The 15647-nt window shown below is 65.1% G+C and carries 17 protein-coding genes; 12 read left to right on the top strand and 5 right to left on the bottom strand.

Features of this window, described 5'->3' with window-relative positions; genetic code table 11:
- The first annotated feature begins 177 nt into the window (after positions 1-177).
- Positions 178-795: a DNA-3-methyladenine glycosylase gene (locus tag ACE3SN_RS12010; RefSeq protein ID WP_374530329.1), complete on the top strand. Its 618-nt coding sequence runs from the start codon at positions 178-180 to the stop codon at positions 793-795.
- A 40-nt stretch (positions 796-835) separates the two neighbouring features.
- A complete protein-coding gene (locus ACE3SN_RS12005) occupies positions 836-1642 on the top strand; it encodes an SDR family oxidoreductase (protein ID WP_374530327.1) in 807 nt (268 codons plus the stop codon).
- Here the strand turns inward: ACE3SN_RS12005 and ACE3SN_RS12000 are convergent.
- Genes ACE3SN_RS12000 through ACE3SN_RS11990 form a run of 3 tightly spaced genes read right to left on the bottom strand, consistent with a single transcriptional unit; the run spans position 1639 to position 3541 of the window.
- Entirely contained in the window at positions 1639-2148 is a 510-nt protein-coding gene (locus ACE3SN_RS12000; protein ID WP_374530325.1) for a DUF1697 domain-containing protein, read from the bottom strand. The genes ACE3SN_RS12005 and ACE3SN_RS12000 overlap by 4 nt on opposite strands.
- Positions 2145-3251, bottom strand: a complete 1107-nt coding sequence (locus ACE3SN_RS11995; RefSeq protein WP_374530323.1) for a hypothetical protein — start codon at positions 3249-3251, stop codon at positions 2145-2147. Before ACE3SN_RS11995 ends, ACE3SN_RS12000 begins: the two co-directional genes overlap by 4 nt.
- Positions 3251-3541 carry a 4a-hydroxytetrahydrobiopterin dehydratase gene (locus ACE3SN_RS11990; protein ID WP_374530321.1) on the bottom strand — a complete coding sequence of 97 codons (291 nt, stop codon included), beginning with the start codon at positions 3539-3541 and terminating at the stop codon, positions 3251-3253. The genes ACE3SN_RS11995 and ACE3SN_RS11990 overlap by 1 nt, the downstream gene beginning before the upstream one ends.
- A gap of 47 nt (positions 3542-3588) precedes the next feature.
- Between ACE3SN_RS11990 and ccmA the strand changes: the two genes are divergently transcribed.
- The gene (ccmA, locus tag ACE3SN_RS11985; protein WP_374530319.1) at positions 3589-4167 is read left to right on the top strand and encodes a heme ABC exporter ATP-binding protein CcmA; all 579 of its coding nucleotides are present in this window, start codon (positions 3589-3591) and stop codon (positions 4165-4167) included.
- On the top strand, positions 4164-4823 hold the full coding sequence (locus ACE3SN_RS11980) for a heme exporter protein CcmB (protein ID WP_374530317.1): 660 nt from the start codon (positions 4164-4166) through the stop codon (positions 4821-4823). The genes ccmA and ACE3SN_RS11980 overlap by 4 nt, the downstream gene beginning before the upstream one ends.
- Before the next feature lie 4 nt (positions 4824-4827).
- On the opposite strand, the gene map is transcribed toward ACE3SN_RS11980, so the two are convergent.
- Positions 4828-5652: a type I methionyl aminopeptidase gene (gene map / locus ACE3SN_RS11975; protein WP_374530315.1), complete on the bottom strand. Its 825-nt coding sequence runs from the start codon at positions 5650-5652 to the stop codon at positions 4828-4830.
- A gap of 49 nt (positions 5653-5701) precedes the next feature.
- Between map and ACE3SN_RS11970 the strand changes: the two genes are divergently transcribed.
- The 6 genes from ACE3SN_RS11970 to glnA all read left to right on the top strand — a co-directional run bounded on the left by ACE3SN_RS11970 (position 5702) and on the right by glnA (position 11176).
- Complete coding sequence (locus tag ACE3SN_RS11970) at positions 5702-7084, top strand: M17 family metallopeptidase (RefSeq protein ID WP_374530313.1); 1383 nt, start codon at positions 5702-5704, stop codon at positions 7082-7084.
- Positions 7085-7106: 22 nt separating this feature from the next.
- A complete protein-coding gene (locus tag ACE3SN_RS11965; RefSeq protein ID WP_374530311.1) occupies positions 7107-7619 on the top strand; it encodes a hypothetical protein in 513 nt (170 codons plus the stop codon).
- Between the two features lie 68 nt (positions 7620-7687).
- Positions 7688-8029, top strand: coding sequence for an SH3 domain-containing protein (locus ACE3SN_RS11960; protein WP_374530309.1), 342 nt, complete (start codon positions 7688-7690; stop codon positions 8027-8029).
- A gap of 156 nt (positions 8030-8185) precedes the next feature.
- On the top strand, positions 8186-9109 hold the full coding sequence (gene argC / locus ACE3SN_RS11955; RefSeq protein WP_374530307.1) for an N-acetyl-gamma-glutamyl-phosphate reductase: 924 nt from the start codon (positions 8186-8188) through the stop codon (positions 9107-9109).
- 259 nt (positions 9110-9368) lie between these two features.
- The gene (locus ACE3SN_RS11950; RefSeq protein ID WP_374530305.1) at positions 9369-9707 is read left to right on the top strand and encodes a P-II family nitrogen regulator; all 339 of its coding nucleotides are present in this window, start codon (positions 9369-9371) and stop codon (positions 9705-9707) included.
- 59 nt (positions 9708-9766) lie between these two features.
- Positions 9767-11176, top strand: a complete 1410-nt coding sequence (gene glnA, locus ACE3SN_RS11945; protein WP_374530303.1) for a type I glutamate--ammonia ligase — start codon at positions 9767-9769, stop codon at positions 11174-11176.
- 106 nt (positions 11177-11282) lie between these two features.
- On the opposite strand, the gene ACE3SN_RS11940 is transcribed toward glnA, so the two are convergent.
- Positions 11283-13553 carry a putative bifunctional diguanylate cyclase/phosphodiesterase gene (locus ACE3SN_RS11940; RefSeq protein ID WP_374530301.1) on the bottom strand — a complete coding sequence of 757 codons (2271 nt, stop codon included), beginning with the start codon at positions 13551-13553 and terminating at the stop codon, positions 11283-11285.
- A gap of 236 nt (positions 13554-13789) precedes the next feature.
- Between ACE3SN_RS11940 and ACE3SN_RS11935 the strand changes: the two genes are divergently transcribed.
- Both ACE3SN_RS11935 and ACE3SN_RS11930 read left to right on the top strand, forming a co-directional pair.
- On the top strand, positions 13790-14329 hold the full coding sequence (locus tag ACE3SN_RS11935) for a lysozyme (RefSeq protein WP_374530299.1): 540 nt from the start codon (positions 13790-13792) through the stop codon (positions 14327-14329).
- An 86-nt stretch (positions 14330-14415) separates the two neighbouring features.
- On the top strand, positions 14416-15647 hold a 1232-nt coding region (locus tag ACE3SN_RS11930), incomplete at its 3' end, for an aldehyde dehydrogenase family protein (RefSeq protein ID WP_374530298.1).

The raw sequence follows: 15647 nt of genomic DNA, 5'->3' as shown, positions 1-15647 counted from the left end.
TCGCGCAGCGCTTCCATCACCGAAAGGCCGGCGGCCGCTTCGACAGTCTTTTCTTCACCCGCACGATTGACCACAACCAGCTTCGGCATGTCCCATCATCCTTTTTGAATGCGCCTGTTCGCGCTTTGCCGGGGCTGCTAACCACTCACCCTTCACTTGGCAAGCAGGAGTCGGCACTTGGGCCTCAGCGCAGCTGCAATTCGCGAAGGACTCGACAGTGTCGCCGCGCGCGAACCGGGGATCGCCCGCGCGCTGGAAGTGGCGGGCTATCCGGACCCCCGCATCCGCGAACGCGGCTATGGCACCATGCTGCGCACCATCGTCGGCCAGCAGGTCAGCGTCGCGGCAGCGGCCTCGATGTGGCGCAAGCTGGAGGCGCACATCGGCGAGGAGCTGAGCCTTGAGCGGATCCTCGAATCCGATTTCGACCAGCTGCGCGCCTGCGGGCTTTCCCGCCAGAAACAGGGCTATATCAGATCCTTGTGCGAACTCGTCGTAACCGGCGCGGTCGATTTCGAACACCTTCCGCAAGACGACGAAGCCGCGATTGCCCAGCTGACCCGGATCAAGGGGATCGGGCGCTGGTCGGCGGAGATTTATCTGCTGTTCGCGGAAGGGCGGCCCGACATCTGGCCCGCTGGCGACCTTGCCGTGCAGGCCGGCCTTGCCAAGCTGCTGGACCTAAGCGAACGCCCCAGCGAAAAGGCCACGCGCGAACTGGCGGAGGCTTGGCGCCCGCACCGGGGCGCGACCGCGATCTTTACCTGGCATTGCTATAACAACCCGGCGCTCTAAGAATACTGACATAAATGTCAGCATGATTCGGGAGGGCACAGTGGCGCAGCGCAAGAGCATCTTCATCACCGGCGGAGCATCGGGCATCGGCCGGGCGACGGCGGTGAAGTTCGGCAAGGCGGGTTGGTTCGTCGGGATCGCCGACATCAACGAAGCAGGGATGCGGGAAACGGCCGCGCTGCTGCCTGCTGGGGCCAGTTCCATCCATGTGCTAGACGTGCGTGACCGCGCTGCATGGGATGCGGCTCTGGAGGCTTTTGCCAAGGCCGCCGGGGGCCGGATCGACGCGGTGTTCAACAACGCAGGGATTCCGCTCGGCGGGCAGCTCATCGAAAACAGCGTGGCCGAGATCGAGCGTTGCCTCGACATCAACCTCAAGGGCGTGCTGTTCGGCGCTCAGGCCGCACACAAGTGGCTGAAGGCGAGCGCGCCGGGTTCGTGCCTGCTCAACACCGCCAGCGCGGCGGGGATCTATGGCACGCCGGGGGCCTCGGTCTATTCCGCGACCAAGTTCGGGGTGCGCGCGCTTACCGAATGTCTCGACGCCGAATGGGCCGAGGACGGGATCAAGGTGGCGAGCCTGATGCCCGGCTTCATCGACACGCCGTTGATCGACATGAACCCCAACCAGTCCAGCAACGGCCAGATCCGCGAGCGCGTGATCGAGGCAGGGCTGGAAATCACGCCGGTTAGCGAGGTGGCCGACGCCGCGTGGAACGCCGTCCACGGCAAGGCGCTGCACAATCGCGTCGGCAAGACCGCACACCGCCTTGCCTTTGCCGCGCGCTGGATGCCGGGGCTATTGCGCAAGCAGACCCGTTCCTCGCTCAAGCCGCTGGGGGGCTAAGCCTCGCGCAGGGCGGCCAGCTGCGCCAGCTTGGCGACGGTGTTCATGTTGCGCGCCGTGCCATTGGCGGCGGCGGGGATGACGAGGCGGGAATCCGCCATGCCATTGCCATAGTGAACGAAGATCTCGCGCACTCCCGCCGCCAGCCGCTCCTCGCGCTGGTGGCGCAGGCCCTCGATGCTTGGCGGTTCATCAGTGAACAGCGCGACCACGCGGTTGCCGGGACAATCGGCGAAGGGATTGTCCGCCGTCACTCGCGCCAGTTCGCTTGCGCTGCGCACCAGCACCCCGATCCGCTTGCCATAGCGCGCGGCAATCGCGCCTTCGATCGCGGTACGCAGGTCCGCCTCTTCGCGCTCGCTGGCAAAGACCACGTTGCCGCTGGCGATATAGGTCTGCACGCTCTCCAGCCCCAGCCCTTCGCACAGCGTCTTGAGCTCGGCCATCGGCAGCTTGTTGTTGCCGCCGACGTTGACCGCGCGCAGCAGCGCGGCCCAGCCGGTCATGGCGTCATCCGGGCCATTCCAGCCTTGCCCTCTGCGCTGAGAAACGGCGCAAGTTCCGGCCACGGCACCTCGATCAGGCCGGTGCAGCCGGTCGCTACATGGGGCAGGACCGGATCGAACCCGATCCCGACCTTGGTGAGCGCGGCCTTCCAATAGTCGCTTTCCGCGATTGCGCTGCGGCAATCCTCGTCCATATCGGGCGGCAGCTTGGCCAGCACGATCTGCTTGAGCGGCGCGGTCAGCTGCCGGTCGGTCCAGCCGGTTTCATCGGGCCCTTGCACCACCATCCCCTCGGGCGCGAGCCAGCGAGCCAGTTCCACTTCGCCGCCGCTCTGGCGGTCGAACAGGCGGTAGCTGACCCCGAAGTTGGGATGGGCGCCGCCGCACGAGGTATATTCGCTTTGCTCGACGCTGAGCCAATCCCTGGTCATCAGGCCTGGCAGGGCGCTGACTCCAAAGACCCCGTCCATCCCGATCGAACCGAGTGCGGCGCTATAGCAGCCGATGTAATCATTGTTGCCGTCGGTCGGATCCAGCGACTTGCGCAGCGCCGCATTGATCGCTTCGTCGCCGGGCTCGCTGTCCGGAATGTTGAAGGACGAAATCTCGACGTCCCGAAAGCCCTGGCCGACGTCCAGCGTGAGCAAGGTACCCGCAAAGCCTTCGCCCTTGACCGGCTTCTCCGTCAGCCTGGGCGCCACGATCCGCGGCTCGAGAAAGGCCCGTTCCTCGCAGGCGGAAACGTCGTCATGCGGCCGGTAGGGCACTCGCGTCAGTGCGACTGGCAGGCGCTTGCTCCCGTTTGACCAGGTGCCGGTCAACTTGTCGCGCCCGGTGCGCTGGAATGTAAACCCGGCATTGTCATCGCCGGGCGCGTCTTCTTTCCAGGTAAACCTATCGTCCTGCAGCCAGAGCGGGATCGATTCCTGGTGGGAGAGGTAATAGTAAGCCCCGCGCTCCGGCGCGTAGGTTTCATCGACGAGGCAGACCATCACCGGCTCCTTGCCCACCGTGCCGCGCCACACCCCCTCAAGCGGAGGCGGGGTTGCAGCGACAGCCGGGGCCGCAAAGGCCAACGCGGCAAGAGCCGCAATCCAGCGCATCAAGCAATCCCCGCAATCGCCCGCACCATCGCGGCATCGCGCGCGGAGAGGCCATCCGCATCGTGGGTGGTGAGCGTGATATGCAACCGGTTGTAAACGTTGGACCATTCGGGGTGATGATCCGCCTTGTCGGCATAAAGCGCGACGCGGGTCATGAAGCCGAAGGCCGCGTTGAAATCGCCGAACACGAAGTCGCGCTCCAGCGCCTTGCCGTCATCGCGCAGCCGCCACTGCGGGAATTCGGCCAGCAGCGCATCGACTTGGGCTTGGGACAGGCGGGCAATCGGCATTTCGCTCTCCTTGGCAGCGGCTTAGCTTTCCCCTATCGCACCCGGCGATGCAAGAGTGCCGCCTTTCCGCAACCGATCTGGCCTGCCGCCGGGGTGACCGCCTGCTGTTCGCGCGGCTGTCGTTCGCGCTGCGAGCGGGCGAGGCGCTGCAACTGACCGGATCGAACGGGATCGGTAAGTCCAGCCTGATCCGCATCCTCGCCGGGCTGCTGCCCGCCTTTGCCGGCAGCGTCGAGGCAGATGGCGCGATGGGCCTGGTCGATGAACGCCCTGCGCTCGATCCGCACCAGCCGCTGGGGAAAGCACTGGGCTTTTGGCAGCGGCTTGACGGCCCGGCCGACAATCGCGCCGCGCGGCTTGGCCTAAGCGAACTGATGGACGTGCCGGTGCGCTATCTTTCCACGGGCCAGAAAAAGCGCGCCGCGCTCGCCCGCTTGATAGGCCAGGGCGCGCCGATCTGGCTGCTCGACGAACCGCTCAACGGACTGGACGTGAAGGGCGTGGCGCTGGTCGAGGAACTGGCGGCCCAGCATTGCCGCGAGGGCGGAATCTGCGTCATTGCCTCGCACCAGCCGTTCAACCTGCCTGCGCTCCAGCAGATCGAACTCAGGGATTACCTGGCATGAGCGGCGCGTTCTGGCCATTGCTGCGCCGCGATCTGGGCCTGCTGCTGGGCGGGGGCCGGCGCGGCGGCGCGCTGCTGCCGGTGTTGTTCTTCCTCTCGGTCGCGATGCTGTTTCCCTTTGCCGTGGGGCCGGACGGGCCGTTGCTGAACCGCACCGGCGGCGGGGTGATCTGGGTGGCGGCGCTGCTGGCGGCGATCCTCCCGCTCGACCGGCTGGTGGAGCCGGACCTCGAACTCGGCCTGTTCGATCAGTGGGCGCTGCGCGGGATCAGCGAGGAATGGCTGATGGCGATCCGGATCCTCGCCCACTGGCTCAGCTTTGGCCCGCCGCTGATGCTGGCCGCCCTGCCCGCCTCGGCGCTGGTCGGGATCGACGGGGAAAAGCTGCGCATCGTCGAGATCGGCCTGCTCGCCGGAACGCCGGGCCTTGCCGCGCTGGGCGTGATGGTGGCCGCGATCACGGCAGGCCTGCGCGGCGGCGCGGCGCTGGGCGGGCTCTTGGTGATCCCGCTCGCCGTCCCGCTGCTGGTATTTGGCGCGGGCAGCCTTGCGACCGGCGGCGAAACCGGCCTTGCCCTGACGGCGGCGGCGAGCCTCGTGCTGCTCGCCATATCCCCCTTTGCGGCTGGCGCCGCAATCAGGGCCGGGCGCGGCTGATCGCTCAGTAAGGCGGCTTGTCGAGGCCCTTGGGGCTGGCCGTGAAGATCTCGCACCCGGTTTCAGTAATCCCGATCGAGTGTTCGAACTGGGCCGACAGCGAACGGTCGCGCGTGACCGCCGTCCAGCCATCGTCGAGCATCTTCACCCCCGGCTTGCCGAGATTGATCATCGGCTCGATCGTGAAGAACATCCCCGGACGCAGTTCCGGCCCGGTGCCCGCGCGCGCGGCGTGGACGACTTCGGGCGCATCGTGGAACAGGCGGCCCACGCCGTGCCCGCAAAACTCGCGCACCACGCCGTAGCGGAAGCTTTCGGCGTGCTGCTGGATCGCCGCACCGATATCGCCGAGGCGCGCGCCGGGCTTGGCCTTGTCGATCCCGATCATCAGGCATTCGTAAGTCACTTCAACCAGCCGCCGCGCCTTGAGCGGCACGTCGCCGACCAGGTACATCCGGCTCGAATCGCCGTGCCAGCCATCCAGCAGCGGGGTGACGTCGATGTTCACGATCTCGCCGTCCTTCAGCACCCGGTCGCCGGGAATGCCGTGGCAGATCACGTTGTTGATCGAGGTGCAGCAGCTATGCGAGAAACCGCGATAGCCCAGCGTTGCCGGCACCGCGCCGCCATCCAGCGTCATCTGCCGGACGATATCATCCAGCGCGCCGGTGGTGACGCCGGGGCGCACGTGATTGACCAGTTCATCAAGGATTTCGGCAGCGAGGCGCCCGGCCTTGCGCATCCCTTCGAACGCGGCGGGGCCGTGCAGCTTGATGGTGCCATCGCGCAGGACGGTCTCGTTATCGGCAACGGTCTGATATTGAGTCATATGCGCGCCCTATAGCGGCAAAGCCTTCAATTGGCTATTGCGAGGCAGCATGAGTGACAAAGACACGCTGATCCAGCCTGATCGCGGCCAGAAGGCCACTGCCATCCACCTTGTCGACAAGCAGGGACTGGAGGCCTTCGTCAAGTCGCTCTCCGCGCCCCAGCGCGCCGCGCTTGCCGCCCAGAAGTTCGAGGCCGAGGGCTATTCCCACGCAATCGTGCCCGATGGCGATCACTGGTTCGTGGTCTCGGGCGTGGCCAATGTGAACAGCTTGTCGAGCTGGTGCATGGCCAAACTGGCCGAAGTGCTCCCTCCCGGCACTTACCGGCGCGAAGGGGGCGAGCCTGGCCCGGCGCTGTTCGGCTGGGTAACGGGGCAATACCGCTTCGACCGCTACCGCAAGGACCCGCCCAGCGACGGTCCCCGCGTGCTGCTGACCAAGGAAGTCAAGGCAATCGAGCGCACCTTGCGCGAAGCCGCCGCCACGATGCTGGTGCGCGATCTGGTCAACACGCCCGCCGAAGACATGGGGCCCGCCCAGCTGGAACACGAAGCGCAACTGATCGCCAAGGCCCACGGCGCGGAATTCAAGGTGACCACGGGGGATGCGCTGGAACGCGCCTTCCCGATGGTCCACGGCGTCGGCCGCGCCGCCGCGCGCAGCCATGCACCGCGCATGATCGAGTTGCACTGGGGCGACCCCGCCCATCCCAAGGTCGCGATCGTCGGCAAGGGCGTATGCTTCGATTCGGGCGGGCTTGATCTCAAGCCGTCCTCGGCGATGCTGCTGATGAAGAAGGACATGGGCGGCGCGGCCCATGCGCTGGCGCTGGCGCAGTTGGTCATGGCGAGCGGCCTCAAGGTGCGGCTTCACCTGCTGATCCCGGCGGTGGAGAACGCGGTTTCCGGCAATTCCTTCCGCCCCGGCGACGTGCTGCGCAGCCGCGCTGGCCTCAGCGTCGAAATCGGTAACACCGATGCCGAAGGCCGCCTGGTGCTGGGCGACGCGCTGACCCGCGCGGGCGAGGAAAATCCCGAACTGGTGATCGACTTTGCCACCCTGACCGGCGCGGCCCGCGTCGCGCTCGGGCCGGACCTGCCCGCGCTGTTCACCCGGCGCGACGAGACCGCCGAGGAACTAATCAAGGCCGGCAACGAACACGACGACAAGTGTTGGCGCCTGCCGCTGTTCGACGGTTACCGCGAATACCTGAAATCGGACATCGCGGACCTCAACAATTCCGCCACCAACGGCTTTGCCGGGGCCTCGGTCGCGGGGTTGTTCCTTGACCGGTTCCTGCCCGAAGGGATCGACTGGGCGCACTTCGATACCTTCGCCTGGCGACCGGCCGCCAAGCCCGGACGCCCCAAGGGCGGCGACGCGCTGGGCCTGCGTGCAGCCTGGGGGCTGCTCAAGGGCCGCTATGGTTGAGGCGCGGACCGGGGACAGCGCGATGCGCAGGTGGCGCGCGGGTGTGTGGGGCACGGCTGCGCTGATCCTGCTTGCTGCCGGAATCGCCAACCAGAGCGTTACGGGCTTCAACTGGAGCTTGGGCGACTTTCTGGTTGCGGGCGCGATGCTGGCGCTGGCCTGTCTAGGCTGGGAATTTGCCGCGCGCGCCATGCACAGCAACCTTTACCGCGCCGGAGCGGCGCTGGCCGTCGTGGGCAGCCTCGCGCTGGTCTGGGTCAATCTGGCCGTCGGGATCATCGGCGATCCGGACAACCGCGCCAACCTGCTGTTCTTTGCGGTCCTGGCGGTCGGGGGCGGCCTGGCGCTGGCCGGGCATTTGCGTGCTGCTGGCATGAAGCGTGCGCTGATCGCCATGGCCGTGCTGCAGGCGATCCTTGCCGCCGCAATCCTGCTTGCGGGGCTGACGGCAGCAGGCCTGTTCTGCCTCGTTTTCGCAGGCATCTGGGCCGCCAGTGCCTATCTCTTCCGATTGGCCGCAAGCCGGGCTGCGTAATGGACAACTTGATACTGGGGCCAAGCGCGGCTAATCGCCCGATCTTCGCATTCGAAGGGCAACAGGATTTGACTGCAACCGCCATCCCTACCGGGCAGCTTTCGCTCGCCGGGCCGAGCGTGAAGCTCGATGCCGCGCACTGGCCCGTGCGCGGGGATCTGGCGCACATCCGTCTGGCGGGCAAAGTCTTTGTGCCGCACTATGCGGTTCCGATGGAACGCGCGGTGGTGGCATCGGGGGCAGATCTGCTGGCGCTGAACAAGGCCGACGCCGAAGTGCGCGAAGTGCTGGCCGGCGGCACCCTGTTCAACGTGCTTGATGTGACCGGCGGCTGGGCCTGGGGCCAGGTCGGCGATGACGGCTATGTCGGCTATCTTCCTGTCGACGCGCTGGAAGAACGACGAAGCTAGTTCCCCCCTTCCCGATCGCCCTGAATTTGTCGAAGGGTGCTGTTTTTTCGGGGCCGGGCGCATGGCCGCAAGATCGAAAGCGGTCCTTCAGCAAGCGCAGGACAATGTGGGCTTGTTGTTGTCGGAAAAGCCGGTTCCCAGCTTGAGTTACTGACCATGACCCACAAGGTTTTCATCGACGGTGCCGCGGGCACCACCGGCCTCGAAATCGTCGAGCGGCTTGCCCCGCGTGCCGAATTCGAACTGATCGTGCTGGATGACGAACAGCGCAAGAGCGCCTCGGCGCGGCGCGATGCCTATCATGCGGCGGACTTCGCCGTGCTGTGCCTGCCCGATGCCGCCGCGATCGAAGCAGTGGCGCTGGCCGAAGGTTCCAAGGTGCGGATCGTCGATGCCTCTACCGCGCATCGTGTCGCCCCGCACTGGACCTATGGCTTTCCCGAAATCGTCGGCCGCGACGTGGTGGCCGCATCCAGCCGAGTGTCGAACCCCGGCTGTTATCCCACCGGCTTCCTGGGCCTGGTGACGCCGCTGGTGCGCGCCGGTCTGCTTCCGGCGGACTGGCCCTACACCGTCAACGCCGTCTCGGGTTATTCGGGCGGCGGAAAGGCGCTGATCGCCCGGTTCGAGGACGACACCGACATCGCGTTCCGCGCCTATGGTCTGGGCATGGGCCACAAGCACGTGCCCGAGATGCAGCAATATGCCGGCCTTGCGCATCCACCGCTCTTCGCCCCCGCCGTGATCGCGGCGCACCGGGGCATGGTGGTGGAAGTGCCCGTGCCGCTTGCCGCCATGCCGATGGCCGCCGCGCCCGAGGTGCTGCGGCTCGCGCTGGCGGAATTCTACAGCGGCAGCCGGATCGTCACCGTGCACGATGAACCGATGGACGAACTGTTGCTGCGCCGCTCGATGCAGCCCAGCGACCGGCTCGACCTGTGGGTGTTCGGCGCGAAGGACGGTTCGCAGGCGCGGCTCGTCGCGCGGCTCGACAACCTTGGCAAGGGCGCAAGCGGCGCAGCCGTGCAGAGCCTCAACCTGATGGCAGGATTGCCCGAAACAGCAGGCCTATCGCTGTGACTGCCTAAATTTTAGGCAGATTGCTGAAAAATTAGGCAAGATTTTCGGGCAATTTAAGAACTATTCTTAGCGCCCTTCAATTCGATTATTGCCAAATCTTGCGATTCGGCCCTTTCCGAGGGGGCTCGGATGGCCTAGGGCGTGAATATCGCTACTGGCACGATTCTTGATTCTGGATCGATTGTGGCATTTGCAACTCCGGTCTGCGCAAGCGGGGCCGGCCCTATGCGCAGGGAATTTGCGCAGAGGATTAGGCGAAGTGAAAAAGATCGAAGCGATCATCAAGCCCTTCAAGCTCGACGAAGTGAAGGAAGCCCTCCACGAAGTCGGCGTCTCGGGCATCACGGTTACCGAAGCCAAGGGTTTCGGCCGCCAGAAGGGCCACACCGAACTTTATCGCGGCGCCGAATACGTCGTCGACTTCCTGCCCAAGGTGAAGCTTGAGGTGGTGGTTGCCGACGCGCTGGCCGAACGTGTGGTCGAGGCCATTGCCGGCGCCGCGCAGACTGGCCGCATCGGCGACGGCAAGATCTTCGTCATCCCGATCGAAAGCGCGCTGCGCATCCGCACCGGCGAGCGCGACGACGACGCGATCTGATTTTTGTAAATTCCAACCAATCCTAAACAACCGGCTTCGGCCGACCAGAAAGGAAAGACATGGCTAAGGCAAAGGACATCCTCAAGCGCATCAAGGAAGAAGAGATCGAGTGGGTCGATCTGCGCTTCACCGACCCCAAGGGCAAGTGGCAGCACCTCACCATGGTCGCTGGCGTGCTGGGCGAAGATGAGCTTGAAGACGGCCTGATGTTCGACGGTTCGTCGATCGAAGGCTGGAAGGCGATCAACGAATCGGACATGATCCTCAAGCCCGACCTCGACGCCGTGTACATCGATCCGTTCAGCGCCACGCCGATGATGATCATCGTGTGCGACATCGTCGAACCCTCGACCGGCGACCTCTACAGCCGCGATCCGCGTTCGACCGCCAAGCGCGCCGAAGCCTTCGTCAAGTCGAGCGGCATCGGTGACACCGTCTACGTCGGTCCGGAAGCCGAATTCTTCCTGTTCGACGACGTCAAGTTCTATGACGGCTACGATGGCAACGGCTTCCGCATCGACGATGTCGAACTGCCGACCAACACCAACAAGGACTATGAAGGCGGCAACATGGGCCACCGCCCGGGCGTCAAGGGCGGCTACTTCCCGGTCGCTCCGATCGACAGCTGCGTGGACATCCGCGGTGAAATGGTTTCGACCATGCTCGAAATGGGCCTGCCCTGCGACAAGCACCACCACGAAGTGGCCGCCGCGCAGCACGAACTCGGCCTGACCTTCGGCACCCTGGTCCAGACCGCTGACCGCATGCAGGTCTACAAGTATGTCGTGCAGCAGGTTGCGCACGCTTACGGCAAGACCGCCACGTTCATGCCGAAGCCGATCAAGGGCGACAACGGTTCGGGCATGCACACCCACATCTCGATCTGGGACAGCGGCAAGCCGCTGTTCGCCGGCAACGGCTATGCCGGTCTGTCGGACATGTGCCTGTACTTCATCGGCGGCGTGATCAAGCACGCCAAGTCGCTGAACGCCTTCACCAACCCGACCACCAACAGCTACAAGCGCCTGGTGCCGGGTTACGAAGCCCCCGTGCTGCTGGCCTACTCGGCCCGCAACCGCTCGGCTTCGTGCCGCATCCCCTATGGTGCGGGCGACAAGGCGAAGCGCGTGGAATTCCGCTTCCCCGACGCGATGGCCAACCCCTACCTGTGCTATGCCGCGCTGCTGATGGCCGGTCTCGACGGGATCAAGAACAAGATCCACCCGGGCGAAGCCATGGACAAGAACCTCTACGATCTGCCGCCGGCCGAACTCGCCGCCGTGCCGACCGTTTGCGGTTCGCTGCGCGAAGCGCTCGACGCGCTTGAAGCCGACCACGACTACCTGCTCCAGGGCGGCGTGTTCTCGAAGGAACAGATCGACGCTTACGCCGAACTGAAGTGGGCCGAACAGCTGCGTTGGGAAACCACCCCGGCGGCGGTCGAATTCGACATGTACTACAGCGCCTGATCCAGCCGGTCAGGACTGCAGAAAGGGGCGTTCGGAGCGATCCGGGCGCCTCTTTTCATTTGTCGGGCAGCAGGCGTGACGATGGCCTGCGGAATCAGGTGCGGGATCAGGCGGCGTGGATACCGTGGATCACCGCAGGCTGGCCCTTGTCCAGCGCGGAAAGCAGTTCGCTGACCTGCTCTGCCCGCATCGGGTGCCAGTAATAGAAGCCCTGGATCAGGTCGCAGCCGGCCGCGACGACCAGTTGGCGCTGCATCCCGGTTTCGACCCCTTCGGCAACTGTGCGGATCCCCAGGTTCTGGCCAAGCGCGACGATCGTCACCAGGATCGCCTGGGCATCGCTGTCATCCTCGATGTTCTGCACGAAGCTGCGGTCGATCTTGATCCGGTCGAACTGGAAGCTGCGCAGGTAGCCGAGGCTGGAATAGCCGGTGCCGAAATCGTCGAGCGCGATGCCAAAGCCCATGTCCTTGAGGTTGGCAAGCACGTCGAACACCGCCGAGCGGCGTTCCATCAGGATTCCTTCGGTAACCTCGAAGGTCACCCGGCTCGGCGCCACGAAGTGTTCGCGCAGAAGCACATCGAGGTCTTCGAGAAAGCCATGGGCGGCCAGTTGCAGCGGCGAAAGGTTGATCGAGATGTTGAGCTGCGGCCAGGCGCTGGCGTGTCCGAACACTCGCGTCAGCATCCACCAGCCAAGCAGGTTCATCAGGCCGGCCTGCTCGGCGACGGGCACGAACACCGATGGGCTGATTTCGCCAAGTGTCGGATGCTGCCAGCGCAGCAGGGCCTCCACTCCTTCAATCGAACCGTCGTCCGCGCGCACGATCGGCTGATAGGCCAGTTCCAGGCTATCGTTCTGGAGCGCCTTGCGCAGTTCCGTTTCCAGTTCGATCCGGCGGGTGACCTCATCCGCCATCTCGCTCGAAAAGGCGCGCCAGCGTGCCCGGCCGCGCTGCTTGGCGCGGAACAGGGCGATGTCGGCATTGCGCAGCAGGTCCGATGCCGTGGTTGCCTGGTCCGGCGCCCAGCTGATCCCGCATGACACGGTCACGTCGGTGACACGGCCATCGATCTTGAAGGGCGCCGCGAAAATTCCCATCAATTCGCGGCCAAGCCGCTTGATCCCGCCGTCCGCCCGCGATCCGACCCGCATGACGACAAATTCGTCCCCGCCAATGCGGGCGAGCACGTCGTCCTTGCCAAGCCGAAGGCGGCAACGCTGCGCGACCTGTCGAACCAGTTCGTCGCCCGCGGCATGGCCCAGCGTGTCATTGATCAGTTTGAAGTGGTCGAGATCGAAGAATGCAACCGCCACCATCTTGTCGGGCTTCCCCGCGTGGCGCGTCAACTTGCGCTCCAGCTGTTTCAGGAATTGCTGCCGGTTGGGCAGGCCCGTCATGGCATCATGGCGCGCCTCATGCACGGCGCGGCGCTCACTTGCCTGCAGTTTGTACATCGTCGCCAGCAGCATTCTGACAATCGTCCAGACGCCGACGATCAGCGCGGTGAGAAAGCAAAGGAAGGCGATGAACACCGGCCGCATCCGCTGCACCACAATCGCGCTATGCCCAGCCATTGGCCAGTTCAGCCAGCCGTAGATGCGGCCACCGGGACCGGCGAGAGCCAGGGCGTTGAGCTGGTCGTTGCGTGGTGGCTCTGATGCGACGGACAATTCCGGCAGCAGCAGCGCGGAGCGGATGTCTGCCAAATATGCCGCATCGAAATAGCGGACTGCGACCAGGTGATTGGGCGTCCGCTTCAGCAGGTTCATGTTGGTGTCCGGCACGATCGACGAGATCGTCATGCGCCCGGGGCGTCCATCGAGCCGCACCAGCGCCGTCGCCCAGCGGGTCAGCACTAGGCCGTCGGAATCGACCGGCCAGTTCGTGTCTGCCAGCTTGCGGCTGCCCCCGGCGTCGCCGAAGACGTTGCCGCGCGTTGCCATCGTTTTCAGGGTGTCGGCAACTTGCCCGGAAAGTGCCGAATAGCCCCCGTTTGGCACTGGCGCACCATCGATCCAGGCCCTGAGCAGACGCCCCTCGGGATCGACCAGATAGAGCCGGTCATAGTGGAAGTTCGAATAGAGGAATTGCCCGATGTAGGTATCGGCCCAGACAGGATCGACTTTGCCTGCGGCATGCTTGAAGGCATCGTCCCAGGTCAGCTGGACCTTCTGCTGTGCCACCATATTCACGGCGCTGCGATCGAGGTATCTTGAGACGAGCTGCCGCTCGGCGTCACGATCGACGGCATTGACCAGATTGATCGACTGGCGAAAGCCAAGCACCACCGCAGCGACCAGAGCCAGCAGCACCCCAAGCGTGGTCAGCACCAGCAGGTTGATGCCGACATCGGCCCGCGCGCGGCTGATCACTCTCCGCTGAAATGTTTGCCATCGCCTGGTCACCGGTGATTGGTGGCACGGCAAGGTTAATCAGCCGGTCCCGACAAATCTAAGTATAAATGCTTATCCAATCCTTGGCGCCGGCGCCGCTTGGCAGAAATATCATTTTCCTACATGAGCTTGTCATGCCTAATAAGCCTGCCTCAGCTTTAACGTTCGAGGCCGGCATGATTGACGAGGAACCTTACTTTGCCGCACTGGGCCGAATGTTTGCCCCCCGTGGCATCGGCTCTGGCGCGGCGACGGACGCCTGCCCGGCTCCCCTGTCCGCCACCGGCAGGATCGGCCCGGCCGGTCTTGCGCTGATCAAGCAGTTCGAAACCTGCGCCAGAAGGCGCGCCGACGGACTGTACGCCGCCTATCCCGATCCCGGCACGGGCGGCGATCCCTGGACCATCGGCTGGGGTTCGACCGGTCCCGGTATCGCGCGCGGCACCGTCTGGACGCAGGCGCAGTGCGACGCCCGGCTCGAAGCCGATCTCTTGCGCTTTGCCCGCGAGGTTGAACGCGCCCTGACGGGAGCACCAACCAGCGAAGCGCAATTCGATGCGCTGGTCAGCTTTCACTACAACACCGGGGCGATCGCCCGCGCGACGCTGACCCGGCTCCACTGCCGCGGGGACTATGCAGCGGCAGCCGCCGAGTTCGCCCGCTGGACCCGGGCCGGTGGCCGCGTTCTGGCCGGATTGACCCGGCGCCGGGCTGCCGAAGCGAAGCTTTATCGCGATGGAAGCCCCGGAACGTAGGCAAAGCCTACGATTTGCGTCTTGCAATCGTAACCCTGCGCTCCGACATATGGCGGGTTAATCGCACCATTAAGGGAGATTCGAGGATGCGCGAACTGCTGCAACATTACATCGACGGCAAGTGGGTGGACAGCGAAGGCGGCGCACGCCGCGAAGTCATCAACCCTGCTACGGAAGAACCCTGCGCGGTCATCTCGGTCGGCACCAAGGCCGACGTCGACAAGGCCGTTGCCGCTGCCAAGCGCGCGTTCAAGACCTGGAGCCAGACCACCCGCGAAGAACGCCTGGCCGTGTTGAACCGCATCGTCGAGGAATACAAGAAGCGCGGCGCGGACCTTGCCGTCGCGATGGCCGAAGAAATGGGCGCGCCCATTTCGTTCGCCGGTACCGCACAGGTCGGTGCCGGGATCGGCGGTTTCCTGGGCACGATCGACGCGCTGAAGGACTTCAACTTCCTCGAAGACGGCCCGGGCTACAAGATCGCCTACGAACCGATCGGCGTGGTCGGCATGATCACGCCCTGGAACTGGCCGCTCAACCAGATCGCGCTCAAGGTCGCCCCGGCGCTGGCCGGCGGCAACACCATGGTGCTCAAGCCCTCGGAAGAATGCCCGACCAACGCCAAGATCTTCGCCGAGATCCTTGATGCCGCGGGCGTGCCCCCGGGCGTGTTCAACCTGGTGCAGGGCGATGGCCCGACCACCGGCAACGCGATCTCCAGCCACCCCGACGTCGACATGGTCAGCTTCACCGGTTCGACCCGCGCGGGCATCGCCGTGGCGATCGCCGCCGCGCCGACCGTGAAGCGCGTTCACCAGGAACTGGGCGGCAAGTCGCCCAACCTCGTCCTGCCCGACGCCGATTTCGCCACCCACCTGCCGCCCACGCTGATGGGTCCGCTGGTCAACACCGGCCAGTCGTGCATTTCGCCGACCCGCGTGCTGGTCCCGCGTGAGCGCATGGACGAAGCCGCCGAATTCGCCAAGGCGATGTATTCGGCCACCCCGGTCGGTGATCCGATGGCCGAAGGCGGCCACCTCGGCCCGGTCGTCAACAAGGCGCAGTTCGACAAGGTGCGCGGCCTGATCCAGTCGGCCATCGACGAAGGCGCGAAGCTCGTCACCGGCGGTCCGGACCTGCCCAGCAACGTCAACCGCGGTTACTACATCCAGCCGACCGTGTTCACCGACGTGACCCCGGACATGCGCATCGCCAAGGAAGAAATCTTCGGCCCGGTCATCACCCTGATGGCCTATGACAACCTCGACCAGGCGGTCGAAATGGCCAACGACACCGAATACGGCCTGTCGGCGGCGAT

This window comes from Novosphingobium sp. (assembly GCF_041915465.1).
Classification (GTDB): Bacteria; Pseudomonadota; Alphaproteobacteria; order Sphingomonadales; family Sphingomonadaceae; genus Novosphingobium.
The sequence above is the reverse complement of the archived record's forward strand: the minus strand, read 5'-3'. Positions and strand labels throughout refer to the sequence as shown.